Annotated in this window: 11 protein-coding genes; 7 read left to right on the forward strand and 4 right to left on the reverse strand. The window is 55.2% G+C overall.

From position 1 onward, the window contains the following. The first annotated feature begins 31 nt into the window (after nucleotides 1-31). Nucleotides 32-1603: an RNA repair transcriptional activator RtcR gene (gene rtcR, locus U869_RS0114730; protein WP_025121877.1), complete on the forward strand. Its 1572-nt coding sequence runs from the start codon at nucleotides 32-34 to the stop codon at nucleotides 1601-1603. Between the two features lie 66 nt (nucleotides 1604-1669). Here the strand turns inward: rtcR and U869_RS0114735 are convergent, their stop codons facing one another. Next, on the reverse strand, nucleotides 1670-2152 hold the full coding sequence (locus tag U869_RS0114735; protein ID WP_025121876.1) for a hypothetical protein: 483 nt from the start codon (nucleotides 2150-2152) through the stop codon (nucleotides 1670-1672). A 198-nt stretch (nucleotides 2153-2350) separates the two neighbouring features. Here U869_RS0114735 and U869_RS0114740 point away from each other — a divergent pair, with 198 nt between their 5' ends. From U869_RS0114740 to U869_RS0114765, 6 genes are all read left to right on the forward strand, one after another. Further along, entirely contained in the window at nucleotides 2351-3067 is a 717-nt protein-coding gene (locus U869_RS0114740) for a DUF554 domain-containing protein (protein WP_025121875.1), read from the forward strand. An 80-nt stretch (nucleotides 3068-3147) separates the two neighbouring features. After that, nucleotides 3148-3702, forward strand: a complete 555-nt coding sequence (idi, locus tag U869_RS0114745) for an isopentenyl-diphosphate Delta-isomerase (RefSeq protein ID WP_025121874.1) — start codon at nucleotides 3148-3150, stop codon at nucleotides 3700-3702. 200 nt (nucleotides 3703-3902) lie between these two features. Next, the gene (locus U869_RS0114750; protein ID WP_025121873.1) at nucleotides 3903-6056 is read left to right on the forward strand and encodes a carbon starvation CstA family protein; all 2154 of its coding nucleotides are present in this window, start codon (nucleotides 3903-3905) and stop codon (nucleotides 6054-6056) included. 67 nt (nucleotides 6057-6123) lie between these two features. Then, nucleotides 6124-6327 carry a YbdD/YjiX family protein gene (locus tag U869_RS0114755; RefSeq protein ID WP_021179159.1) on the forward strand — a complete coding sequence of 68 codons (204 nt, stop codon included), beginning with the start codon at nucleotides 6124-6126 and terminating at the stop codon, nucleotides 6325-6327. Between the two features lie 13 nt (nucleotides 6328-6340). Continuing rightward, nucleotides 6341-7303 carry a GTPase gene (yjiA, locus tag U869_RS0114760; RefSeq protein ID WP_025121872.1) on the forward strand — a complete coding sequence of 321 codons (963 nt, stop codon included), beginning with the start codon at nucleotides 6341-6343 and terminating at the stop codon, nucleotides 7301-7303. A 156-nt stretch (nucleotides 7304-7459) separates the two neighbouring features. Then, the gene (locus U869_RS0114765) at nucleotides 7460-8689 is read left to right on the forward strand and encodes a lysozyme inhibitor LprI family protein (protein WP_025121871.1); all 1230 of its coding nucleotides are present in this window, start codon (nucleotides 7460-7462) and stop codon (nucleotides 8687-8689) included. Between the two features lie 196 nt (nucleotides 8690-8885). Here the strand turns inward: U869_RS0114765 and U869_RS0114770 are convergent, their stop codons facing one another. From U869_RS0114770 to U869_RS0114780, 3 genes are read right to left on the reverse strand one after another with little or no spacing between them, the layout of a single operon-like run. Then, the gene (locus tag U869_RS0114770) at nucleotides 8886-10070 is read right to left on the reverse strand and encodes a M20 family metallopeptidase (RefSeq protein ID WP_025121870.1); all 1185 of its coding nucleotides are present in this window, start codon (nucleotides 10068-10070) and stop codon (nucleotides 8886-8888) included. Then, nucleotides 10060-11310 (reverse strand): Zn-dependent hydrolase, encoded by a 1251-nt coding sequence (locus U869_RS0114775; RefSeq protein WP_025121869.1) that lies wholly within the window; start codon nucleotides 11308-11310, stop codon nucleotides 10060-10062. Before U869_RS0114775 ends, U869_RS0114770 begins: the two co-directional genes overlap by 11 nt. A gap of 3 nt (nucleotides 11311-11313) precedes the next feature. Further along, a complete protein-coding gene (locus U869_RS0114780; protein WP_025121868.1) occupies nucleotides 11314-12534 on the reverse strand; it encodes a hypothetical protein in 1221 nt (406 codons plus the stop codon). Nucleotides 12535-12543 lie beyond the last annotated feature (9 nt).

The following is a 12543-nucleotide window of genomic DNA, read 5'->3' on the forward strand; positions in this document are numbered from 1 at the left end:
TCTTCAATGATCACGGGTATAAAGGGATAATATGAAGCGCAGAGTAGTGATTGGCGTGCTGGGCACCACGCTGGATAAACGCGGCAAACGGGAAAACCGTTGGAGCAAATGGCGGCCAACGGTAGGGCTATGCCAGCAACCCGATCTGCCGATCGACCGCCTGGAGCTCCTGCATCAGCCACGCGATAAAGGCATGGCGCAGCAGGTAGCAGAAGATATTGAGGCGGTTTCGCCCACGACTCAGGTGGTTTTGCAGGAAGTGGCACTCAAAGATCCGTGGGGTCTGGAAGAGGTGTACAGCGCCTTTCTGGATTTCGCCAGCCGCTATCCGTTTGATACCGAAAACGAAGACTATCTGGTCCATATTACCACCGGCACCCACGTGGTCCAGATCTGCTGGTTCCTACTGACGGAAGCGCGCTACCTGCCCGCCCAACTACTACAAACCGCCCCTGGTGAGAAAGCCGATCGCCCATTCCCCCAAGGGATCTATTCGGTGATCGATCTGGATCTCAGCCGCTATACCGCCCTCACCAGCCGTTTTCTGCATGAGCAACAGCGGTCAGTGTCATTCCTCAAAGCCGGAATAGAGACGCGTAACACCACCTTCAACACCCTGATTGACCAGATCGAACGCGTGGCCCTACGCTCCAATGCCCCCATGTTACTCACTGGCCCCACTGGCGCTGGCAAATCCTTTTTGGCAGAGCGTATCTACCAACTACGGCATTCGCGCCACCTGGTAAAAGGCCGCTTTGTGGCAGTGAACTGTGCCACGCTGCGCGGCGATAACGCCATGTCGACGCTGTTCGGCCATGTGAAAGGGGCATTCACCGGTGCGCTACAGGCACGAGCTGGCCTACTGCGGGAAGCCGATGGCGGCGTGTTATTCCTTGATGAGATTGCAGAGTTGGGGTTAGACGAGCAGGCGATGCTGTTAAAAGCCATTGAGGAGAAAACCTTCTTCCCCTTTGGGGCAGATAAAGAGGCCAGCAGCGACTTCCAGCTGATTGCCGGTACCCATCGCGATATGCGCGACTGGATCGCCCAAGGGCGTTTCCGTGAAGATTTATACGCCCGTATCAATATGTGGACCTTCCCGCTGCCCGGCCTGGCGCAGCGCCGTGAAGATATCGAGCCTAATATCGATTACGAATTACAACGCTTTGCCCGCAGCAACCAGACACAGGTTCGTTTCGACAAGGATGCCAGACAGCATTATCTGGCTTTTGCCCGCTCCCCACAGGCGGTCTGGCGCGGCAACTTCCGCGAACTGGGTTCTTCCATCGCCCGCATGGCTACGCTGGCGGAACAGGGACGTATCAACCAGCCGCTGGTCGATGAGGAAATCACCCGGCTGAAATCCCATTGGCAAGGGAATACCACTGCGCAATTGCCTGCCGAACTGGCCGATATCGATCTGTTTGAGCAAAGCCAACTGGAGACGGTGCTTCAGGTATGCCGATCTTGTTCCTCACTTTCCGAGGCGGGACGGCAGCTGTTTGCCGTCTCGCGCCAGCAGAAAAAGCAACCCAACGATGCCGACCGATTACGTAAGTACCTGGCGCGCTTTGGACTAAGCTGGGATGAGGTGTCCAAATAGAGGATGAATGGGCGCAGCATGCAACTAAGCGGGCGCTGCATGCGGCGCCCCTACAGTAAGGAGATCCTATTTTATCCCCAGATACGCCTTGGCCTCCGCCATATCGCTGTCAGTAATATCAACGGCAACTGGCGGCTGCCCCTGGCGATAGAGGTAAGCTCCCCAACCGCCCGCATCGTCCTCATCTGACAAAGGTTTTTGGCTATCAAAAATCATCCTCTGGCCTTTACCCTGCGTGAAGATCAGATAACGCTTGTCGGTGTTCACCACTTTCACATGCAGCGCTTCAAAACGTTGGGTCGTTTCGCTGGCATAGTAAGACCAGTCATCCATGACGGTCGAGTAATCCATCGCGGCTTCCGAGTTTTCATCGGCAAATGTTTTCAGCTCGGGTTGGATCAGTACCAGCTCCGTTTGCTGCATTTCAAACGCATCCTTGTTGAGCGTTGGATCATAGGGGCTATAAAGCGAAACAGGGACCGCGAATGCTGTCACGTTGCCCACTGCCAGCATCAGGCCCAACAGGATGCCGAAATTCCGTTTTCTCACACTCACTCCTTAAATGATTTAACTGCCTAGACGCCAACGGCGAGATTATCGTAATAGTCGATCGCCGTCATTGGATATTATAATCACCCACGGCATCCCCTGGACGCTCGATCTTTTGAGGTTTGCTGCGGCGAGGAAATACCCGAAAATCAAACATGATGATGACAATACGGGTCAAAAAACAACAAGGAAAATAAGATGTTAATCGGTCCTTATGTCAACGGTGCTGCCGTTGTCATCGGTGGTTTGTTGGGGGCATTGGCCGGTAGAAAAATCCCGGAACGCGTCAAATTGACCTTGCCGCTGACCTTAGGGCTCTGCTCTATCGGGCTGGGCATTAACCTGGTTATCAAGGTCCAATTTATGCCTGCCGTGGTGCTGGCGGTAATATTGGGTGCCGTGATCGGCGAACTGTTGTATCTCGAAAAAGGGATCGGCAAAGCCGCTGGCTCCACACGCGGTCTGGTCGATCGGTTCCTGCCTGCCGCTCCAGGTTTACCTCATGACGAATTTACGGAGATGTTTGTCGCCATCCTGGTGCTGTTTTGCGCCAGCGGCACCGGGATCTTCGGGGCCATGCATGAAGGGATGACAGGCGATCCGTCCATTTTGTACATCAAAACCGTATTGGATTTCTTCACCGCTGCCATTTTCGCTACCATGCTGGGCTATGCGGTCATGGCCATCGCCCTGCCGCTGGTGATAATTCAGGTCGGTCTGGCTCTGTTGGCGGTATTTATTTTACCCATGACTACACCGGCGATGATGGCAGACTTCTCCTGCGCTGGCGGACTGCTCATGATCGCCACCGGTCTGCGGATCTGTAACATCAAGCTGTTCCCGGTGGCCAATATGCTGCCAGGTTTGGTGCTGGTGATGCCTTTTTCTTACCTATGGGCGACACTGATGGGCTAACATCTAACTAAGGCGCGGTTTGATGAGCTGCGCCCGCCACTGACTACACCGCTTTCCCTCTCGCTTACATTGGATTTCTCATGACCCAGCAGCACGTCGTTTTACTTGATGAACAAGGTCAACCTACCGGCGTGATGGAAAAATATGCGGCCCATCAGCGGCAGACGCCCCTGCATCTGGCGTTCTCCTCCTGGATTTTCAATCCGCAAGGCCAGTTTCTGATCACCCGCCGCGCATTGAACAAAAAAGCCTGGCCCGGCGTCTGGACCAACTCGGTGTGTGGCCATCCGCAGTGGCAGGAGAGCGTCGAACACGCCATTGAACAACGCTGTCTGTATGAGGTAGGCCTGAACGTGGAACAGATCACCTCCGTCGCTGCCGATTTCCGCTACTGCGAGACGGACGCCTCCGGCATTATGGAAAATGAAATCTGTCCGGTGTATGCGGCATTAGCTACGGGTGATGTCGCAGCCAGAGCAGACGAAGTGATGGATTTCCACTGGGTGGCATTACCCGCGTTGATCGCAGGGGTAGCGGCTACCCCCTGGGCATTCAGCCCGTGGATGGTGCAACAGCTAGCGAGTACCACAACCAAAGAAAACCTGATCGCCTTCGCCGCCCGTACGTTCGCCTAAACCACTCACCCCGCCATTCCAACCGCTCGCCAGCGTATAAAGCCGCTGGCTGAAATTCAGATGTTATTCCCTATCCAGGCTGGCAATGATGAGCTGTTCCTAAACCTGACCCTAACCAGGGGAAGACGCTACAGCTAAATGTCCGGCATCTAAGAATCGGATTTATCACTCAATTTTTGCAGATAGGAAAAGGATACCTCATGAAACGCGAGGGAATTTTAAAACATCTCCCATGGATGCTACTGGGGATACTCGGGGCTTCCTGCCTGGGTGTCATCGCATTGCGTCGTGGCGAAAGCATTAGTGCACTGTGGATCATCGTTGCTTCGGTAGCGGTTTACCTGGTGGCTTATCGTTACTACAGCCTCTACATCGCCACCAAGGTGATGCAGTTGGACGCCACCCGCGCCACCCCGGCGGTGGTGAACAATGATGGCCTGAACTACGTCCCGACCAATAAAAACGTGCTGTTCGGCCACCACTTTGCGGCCATCGCCGGTGCGGGTCCGTTGGTTGGCCCAGTGCTGGCGGCACAGGTCGGCTATCTGCCCGGCACGCTGTGGCTGTTAGGCGGCGTGGTATTGGCAGGGGCGGTGCAGGACTTTATGGTGCTGTTTATCTCCTCACGCCGTAACGGAGCCTCGCTGGGCGAGATCATCAAAAAGGAAATGGGCCCAATCCCTGGCACCATCGCGCTGTTTGGCTGCTTCCTGATCATGATCATCATCCTCGCGGTGCTGGCGCTGATCGTGGTGAAAGCCCTGGCCGAAAGCCCATGGGGCGTATTCACCGTCTGTTCCACCGTGCCAATTGCGCTGTTTATGGGCGTGTACATGCGCTTCCTGCGTCCTGGCAAGGTGGGTGAAGTGTCGATCATCGGTATTGTGCTGTTGGTGGCTTCCATCTGGTTCGGCGGCGTGATTGCCCACGACCCATACTGGGGCCCGGCGCTGACCTTTAAAGACACCACCATCACCTATACGCTGATTGGTTATGCCTTCGTTTCTGCCCTGCTGCCGGTATGGCTGATCCTGGCTCCGCGTGACTATCTGGCCACCTTCCTGAAAATCGGCGTGATCGTCGGACTGGCGATCGGTATCGTGATCCTCAACCCAGAGCTGAAAATGCCTGCGGTTACCCAGTTCGTTGACGGCACTGGCCCGGTCTGGAAAGGCACCCTGTTCCCGTTCCTGTTTATTACCATTGCCTGTGGTGCCGTTTCCGGCTTCCACGCCCTGATCGCTTCTGGTACCACACCGAAACTGCTGGCCAACGAAATGGACTCCCGCTACATCGGTTACGGTGCCATGCTGATGGAATCCTTCGTGGCCATTATGGCGCTGGTCGCGGCTTCGATCATCGAACCGGGCCTGTACTTCGCCATGAACACCCCACCGGCAGCACTGGGCATTACCATGCCAGACCTGCACCGTCTGGGCACCGAAGATGCACCGATGATCATGGCTTCTCTGCGTGATGTCAGCGCACATGCTGCCGCAACCGTCAGTTCCTGGGGTTTTGTAATTACCCCTGAGCAGATCCTGCAAACCGCCAAAGATATCGGCGAACCTTCGATACTGAACCGTGCAGGTGGCGCGCCAACTCTGGCAGTCGGTATCGCTCACGTGTTCCACCAGGTCATCCCTGGCGCCAACATGGGCTTCTGGTATCACTTCGGTATTCTGTTCGAAGCGCTGTTCATCCTGACCGCTCTGGATGCAGGTACCCGCTCCGGCCGCTTCATGCTGCAAGATCTGCTGGGTAACTTCGTGCCGTTCCTGAAGAAAACCGACTCGCTGGTAGCCGGTATGGCAGGTACTGCGGGCTGTGTTGGCCTTTGGGGTTACCTGCTGTATCAAGGCGTGGTCGATCCGTTGGGCGGCGTCAAGAGCCTGTGGCCGCTGTTCGGTATCTCCAACCAGATGTTGGCTGCGGTAGCGCTGGTTCTGAGCACCGTGGTATTGATTAAGATGAAGCGCACCAAGTACATCTGGGTGACCGTGATCCCAGCCGTTTGGCTGCTGATCTGTACCACCTACGCGATTTGTCTCAAGCTGTTCAGCGATAATCCGCAGTTGGAAGGCTTCTTCTATCAGGCCAGCCTGTACAGAAACAAAATCGCCGAGGGCGGTGCAGAACTGACAGTGCAGCAGGTTGCCAACATGAACCATATCGTGGTGAACAACTACACCAACGCCGGTTTGAGCATCCTGTTCCTGCTGGTGGTGTATAGCATCATCTTCTTCGGTGTTAAAACCGCCATGGCGGCGTACAAAAACCCGAAACGTACCGATCAGGAGACGCCATACGTGCCGGTTCCTGAGGGTGGCGTCAAAGTTTCGTCGCACCACTGATGGTGATTTAGTCGATACCCTGCATAATGATTAAATTATGTAGGGTATTTTTCTTTGGAGAAGGCTCATGTTCGGTAACCTCGGCCAGGCGGGTAAATATCTCGGGCAGGCAGCACGCATGTTAGTGGGCGTGCCTGACTACGATACCTACGTCCAGCATATGAAAGACAACCACCCGGACAAGCCGGTGATGACCTATAAAGAGTTTTTCCGCGAACGCCAGGATGCCCGCTACGGTGGCGATGGCAAAGGCGGTATGCGCTGTTGCTAGCAAAGGACCCAGTATGAAACCCATCGCAGTGACCATTCTGACGGGCTTTTTGGGCGCAGGTAAAACCACCCTGTTGCGCCATATCCTGAATGAAGACCACGGTTATAAAATTGCCGTCATCGAAAACGAATTCGGTGAAGTGCCTATTGATAACGCGTTAATCGGCGACCGTGCCAGCCGTATCACCACCCTTAGCAACGGCTGTATCTGTTGCAGCAAATCCAACGAATTGGCCGACGCACTGCTAGACCTGTTAGACGGTGTCGATCAGGGGCAACTGGAATTTGACCGGCTGATCATTGAATGTACCGGCATGGCCGACCCCGGCCCAATCACCCAGACCTTCTTCTCGCACGAAGTTATCGGCCAACGCTTCCTGCTGGACGGCATTATCACGCTGGTAGATGCGGTGCATGCCGATCAACAGCTAAACCAGTTCACTATCTCGCAGGCCCAGGTGGGCTATGCCGATCGCATCCTGCTGACCAAAACCGATGTGGCAACGGATAACGAAGCGCTGATCCAGCGTTTGCAGCTGATGAACGCCCGCGCACCGGTGTATAAAGTCACGCACGGCGATATCGATCTCGGCGTGCTGTTTGATATCGAAGGCTTTGTGCTTAACGACCAGCTCAACGTAGCGGCACCCACCCCGCTGTTCCGCCGCATTCCGCAGGCGCAGAACAATATCCAGTCGATCGTGGTGTATCACGACCAACCGCTGGAGCTGATGCAGATTTCTGAGGTGATGGAAGGTTTATTGCTGAAGTTCGCCGATAACCTGCTGCGCTACAAAGGAATTCTGTCGATCAAAGACGAACCGCGCCGCCTGTTGTTCCAAGGCGTGCAACGGCTGTACAACGCTGACTGGGACCGTGAATGGCTGCCGGAAGAAGAGTGTAAGAGCACGCTGGTATTTATCGGCATCGACTTGCCGGAAGACGAGATCCGTGCGGGATTTGCTGCACTGGGTTAATGAGTTGGGACGGTGTTGGCTGCTCAAGCTGCCAACGCGGTCTTTCTGACGATGAAGCTATTGCATAGATAAAATAAAAACATCACCAATCTATTGTATAGATGCAATAAACTAATATGGAGGAAAGATAAAGACCCAACCAAAAAGGAATTCAGCATGATCGCCAGGCTTCAACACGCTAAAGCACCTCGTTATTCAACATTGACCAGACATCCCTTATCACGTCTGTTGCTCTGCCTGTGCCTGGCATCTGGAGCCAACACGGCGGTGCAAGCGGCCTCTTTTGACTGTGCAAAAGTCACCAGCGATATCGAACATGCCATCTGCAATAACCCAGATCTGAGCAGCCTTGACGACAGACTGAGCGAAAGCTATCAGTTGGCGATGGCCAACCTGCCTGGGGATCAGGCCGATGCGTTACGCACCGAGCAACGTAGCTGGTTGAAACAGCGAGATGCCTGCAATGGCCAGGAAACCTGTCTGAGTGATTTATTTAGCCAGCGCGCTGCCGAGCTTCAGGATACCGCCAAACAGGCGGCCACCGCACTAGACAACATCATCGCCAGCATTCCGGCAAACCCGGCCACTGCGGGACAACAGCTAAGGCAATATAGCGGCCCGTTGGCTTCCGCCTGGCTGATTTACCTGCACCAGTTTGCGCCAGCCAGCAAGGTCACGGATGCCGAAGTGACAACCAGACATCAAACCGTGGTCACAGCGATGAATGACGATAAGTTCCCGCAATCATTATTGCGAGATATCGAAAACGATCCCAAGACCAGCCATGATGTCGCGGTTTTGACGTTATTACGTATGACCATCGAACGAGCAGGATACGAAGATGCGGATGGCCGCCCTTACGTGCATTGCTTCATCTTCAAACAACAGGGTGCTGCAGCTTATGATGCCTTTGGGGCGCTGTATGGATCGTCGCGTGATTCGCAAGCGCCGATTTGCCCACCGCAGGGCAATCTGTTTGAACAGCCAGCCTGGAAACAGCTGAACAAGTTGATCGAACCGATGGTTGGCAAGGCCAGTGAAAACGCCGGCACCATTCGTTTTGCCAGCTATGCCGACTGGGCCATGTTCCGGCTACGCGCCACCGTGTCGCCCGAGGATTTCCTCAAGCCAAGCCAAAACACACCAGCCACCGACGATCCCGAACAGCTGATCCGCAATTGGTCTGATGAAAATGTTTGGCCAAAAGCACAGCGCGACGAACTGCTTGCGGCCATCGAACCTGCGCGTCTGGCGACCATGGGCTGGTTGCAAACCGAGAAGCATTTCTCAGCCAGCGATGCGGCCAAAATCTCCGATGCGCTAGTGAAGACCTGGCTCGGTGACAGAATGGATTTTATCGGCGAAATGAGCGGACCGGAAGATTAATAAGCACTCTAATGTCCCCTCACCCTAGCCCTCTCCCACAGGGAGAGGGGACTGATCGAGCGAGCTATCAGGTACAGAAACCTACCTGGCTAACACGCTGAAAAGATCTACAGATCGAAGATCGATCACAGCACCTGATTACTACGCCAAATCGGCTCCCTCTCCCTGTGGGAGAGGGTTGGGGTGAGGGGAAGAATTAGAACGCATCCTGCTGCAAATAGCTCCAGGCATACTGCGCATACAGTTCCGCACCTGTCGCCATCACGTCCTCATCAATATTGAAGCAGCCGTGGTGATGTGCCCAGTCAGTGCCCTTCTCCGGGTTGCCGCAGCCTAGCAGGGCAAAGCAGCCTGGGATATTTTCGATAAAGAAGCTGAAGTCCTCACCGCCGGTCGTCGGCTTTTCGGCAAACAACACTTCCTCACCAAAGGCCGAACGCACCACCGATTGTGCCAGCAATGCGCTGCGCTCCTCGTTGATCACCGGCAAGGTGCCGTAAGTGTATTCCACCTGCGCCGTTGCGCCGTAAATGGCCGCCGTATGCTCTGCGTAGCGCTCAATCGCTGCCTTGATACGCTCACGTGCCTCAACGTTAAAGCAGCGCACCGTGCCATCCAGCACCGCATTTTCGGCAATCACGTTAAACCGGGTACCGACTTCCATTTTGCCAATGGTCACTACCGCCGATTCCAGCGGGGAGGTTTCACGGGAAACGATCGCCTGCACGTTCATCACGAAGGCCGAGGCAACAACCGCAGCATCCACACAAGCCTCTGGCATCGAGCCGTGGCCGCCGCGCCCTTTGAACTTCACCTTCAGTAAATCGGCAGAGGCAAAGGTAGAGCCGACGTTGCAGGACACCTTGCCCGATGGGCTGGTGGTCCAAATGTGCATGCCAAACGCGTTATCCACGCCCTCGATCGCCCCCTGCTTCACCATCTCACGCGCGCCCTGGGCAATCTCTTCCGCTGGTTGGAAAATCAGCCGTACGTTGCCACGCAGGCTCTCGCGGTTTTCATATAACGCTTTCGCCGCCGTCAGCAGCATCGCGGTGTGAGCATCGTGCCCACAGGCGTGCATTTTGCCGTCGGTCTGTGATTTATAACTTAAGGAATCGTTCAGTTCCTGCACCGGCAACGCATCCATATCGGCGCGTAAAGCCACGGTTTTACCGGGCTGCCCGCCAGTAATTTCGGCAATCACGCCCGTTGGCGTCGTCAGACGATAAGGAATGCCGATCGCCTCCAGCGCTTGCGCCACCTTTTGTGTGGTACGCACTTCTTCCCAAGGCAACTCTGGGTGAGCGTGCAGATCGCGGCGGAACGCAATCATCGCCTCCACGTGGGCTTTAATGGATTGTGCGATGGCTTTATTGGTCATAACTAGTTGCCTCTGTAATCTCTTTTACCGTGTGAAAAATGACGTCGATGCCTTTCTGAATTTGCTCATAGTCGGTCCACTCGTCGGGGTGATGGCTCAGGCCATCTTTGCTGGGAACAAATACCAGCCCCACATCGGTGATCCCGGCAAAAATCATCGCATCATGCCCGGCTCCACTAACCATGGTCCGATGGCTCAAGCCCAACGCTTCACTGTGTTTTTGTAGCAGGCTGTGGATACCGCCGTGCAGACGAGTGGGTTCTACCAGCAGGGGTTGTTCAATCTGGCAGACGATCCCCGTCCCGGCCTGCTGCTGGATACAGGCTTTGGTTTGCTCAACCACCTGTTGCAGCTTATCCAGGCGCTTGGAACGGATATCGACAGTGAAGATCACCTTGCTCGGGATCACATTCGCTCCATTAGGGAACACCTGAATTTTCCCGGTGGTGGCGACCGTTTCCTCACCAGCCTCGCGAGCAAAATCGCCAACGCGGGCGATCACCTGGCTGGCTGCCACCAACGCATCGTGACGGCGATCCATCGGCGTAGTACCCGCATGCCCGGCTTTACCGGTGATGGTCACCACAAGCTGGGTAATACCGACTATCACATCCACCAGGCCAACATCCAGCCCTTGCTGTTCCAGCACCGGGCCTTGCTCAATATGCAGCTCAATAAACGCCTTGAGGGTTTGCGGCTCGCGCACGACGCTGGCCACCCGATCGGCATCAAAACCGACCTGTGCCATGCACTGTGCCGCCGATTGCCCCTGGCTATCCCGCAGGCGGTGCAGTTCTTCACTATCGACCTTGCCGGCAATCGCACACGAAGCCAGCAGACCACGGCCAAAGCTGGCCCCTTCCTCTTCCACCAGCGCCACCACTTCCAGCGGGTAGCGAGGTAACAACCGATGTTCCTGGAACAGTTTCGCCACTTCCAACCCCATCACCACACCGGCTGGGCCATCGAAAGCACCGCCGTTGGGCACGGAGTCGAAATGGGAGCCAATCATGACGCTGGGGAGCGCCGGATCCTGCGCCTGGCTTTTACCGAAGATATTGCCGATGGCGTCCTCACTCACGCTGAGGCCCGCCGCCTGCATCTGTGCCTTGATATAAGCCCGCGCCTGTTGGCCTTGCGGGCTATAACTCATACGCGTCGTGCCTTCGCCCGGGGTGGCCGTGAACTCGGCCAATTGTTCAAGTTGCTGCTGAATACGCAGCGAGTTTGCATAGCTCATGACTTATCCTGCAAATGGGGTGATGTAACCGACCATAACACCTGCCAGCACGACAGATACCATGGTCACGGAGATAAATCCGCCAACCAGCATCGGTGCCAGCATATGGTGCGTCAGGATCTCACGCTCTTTTTCGTCTTTGGTCAGCGCGGTTATCGCTTCATTGGTGATGATGTAATCCGCCGGGAAGCCATACATCGCCGTCAGGGAGATGGCAAAGGCCATTTCCATGCTGACGCCAAGGCATTTACCCACGATCCACGAGACGATGAACATGCCCACCACCGCGACGACGATCAGCACGACCATCGGGAATACCAGCCGCAGCAGCATTTCCGGGGTGGCTCTATTGAGCGTATCAAAGATGAACAGCATCAGCCCCATCACCGCAAAACCGAAGCCGTTGGCTTTCTGCAGCGGTTGTTTTTCCAGGAAGCCGATGGTGGCGGCAACGACGCCAAACAGCAAACACAGCACGAACGGGCTGATGGTGACCACCGGAACCAGCAGGTCTGAAACCAGATACGCCAGATAGCCTACCAGCGCCAGGCGTAGGAACTTGAAGTAGCTGGTGTTGTAATGGGCCGGGATCAGGCCAAACAGGCGCGGCATTTTCTCTTCCGCGCTGACCGTGGTCGGCATTTTATCGGCAGGCAGCAGCGCGGCAGACTCATGCCATTCGCCATTGCGATACTTCTTCAGCACCCGTTTACCTTCGCGCTGCAACATGATGGCGGTTAATGGATAACCGGCAAACCCTTGCATCACGTAGATCAGAATGGCGAAAACGGAGAGATCGACCAAGCCCGCACTGGCCGCCCCTTTCGACATGATCAACGCCGATACGATGCCACCAACCAATGGTGGAATAGTCACGATGGCCGTATTCATATCAAACATCAGCATACAGGTCGCAAACACGGCGGCGATAATGCCGGCGATCCCCGCCAGTGAGATCACAATGGTTTTCCATTGCCGTATCAGTTCAGGTACGGAAAGCAGGGTCCCCATGTTGGTGATCAACAGATACATCAGCATCACCGCGACCGCCGGTGTGATACCGGCCAGGCTGACGATATCGTGCGGGAAAAACGTCCAGTAACCGAATAGGAATAACACCGCACAGACAAATACAGAAGGGATCCAGGCTTTGGTACGCACGGATACCACATCTCCCAGGTATAAAATCACCATTACAATCAAAAGCGCTAACATCTGTGACATAGAATATTT

The sequence above is a fragment of the Serratia sp. H1w genome (assembly GCF_000633355.1).
Taxonomy (GTDB): domain Bacteria; phylum Pseudomonadota; class Gammaproteobacteria; order Enterobacterales; family Enterobacteriaceae; genus Chania.

What these genes read in the sequence shown, in the direction of transcription:
- rtcR (WP_025121877.1), top strand. Translation starts at nt 32, where the DNA reads ATGAAGCGCAGAGTAGTGATTGGCGTGCTGGGCACCACGCTGGATAAA.
- U869_RS0114740 (WP_025121875.1), top strand. Translation starts at nt 2,351, where the DNA reads ATGTTAATCGGTCCTTATGTCAACGGTGCTGCCGTTGTCATCGGTGGT.
- idi (WP_025121874.1), top strand. Translation starts at nt 3,148, where the DNA reads ATGACCCAGCAGCACGTCGTTTTACTTGATGAACAAGGTCAACCTACC.
- U869_RS0114750 (WP_025121873.1), top strand. Translation starts at nt 3,903, where the DNA reads ATGAAACGCGAGGGAATTTTAAAACATCTCCCATGGATGCTACTGGGG.
- U869_RS0114755 (WP_021179159.1), top strand. Translation starts at nt 6,124, where the DNA reads ATGTTCGGTAACCTCGGCCAGGCGGGTAAATATCTCGGGCAGGCAGCA.
- yjiA (WP_025121872.1), top strand. Translation starts at nt 6,341, where the DNA reads ATGAAACCCATCGCAGTGACCATTCTGACGGGCTTTTTGGGCGCAGGT.
- U869_RS0114765 (WP_025121871.1), top strand. Translation starts at nt 7,460, where the DNA reads ATGATCGCCAGGCTTCAACACGCTAAAGCACCTCGTTATTCAACATTG.
- U869_RS0114770 (WP_025121870.1), bottom strand. Translation starts at nt 10,070, where the DNA reads ATGACCAATAAAGCCATCGCACAATCCATTAAAGCCCACGTGGAGGCG.
- U869_RS0114775 (WP_025121869.1), bottom strand. Translation starts at nt 11,310, where the DNA reads ATGAGCTATGCAAACTCGCTGCGTATTCAGCAGCAACTTGAACAATTG.
- U869_RS0114780 (WP_025121868.1), bottom strand. Translation starts at nt 12,534, where the DNA reads ATGTCACAGATGTTAGCGCTTTTGATTGTAATGGTGATTTTATACCTG.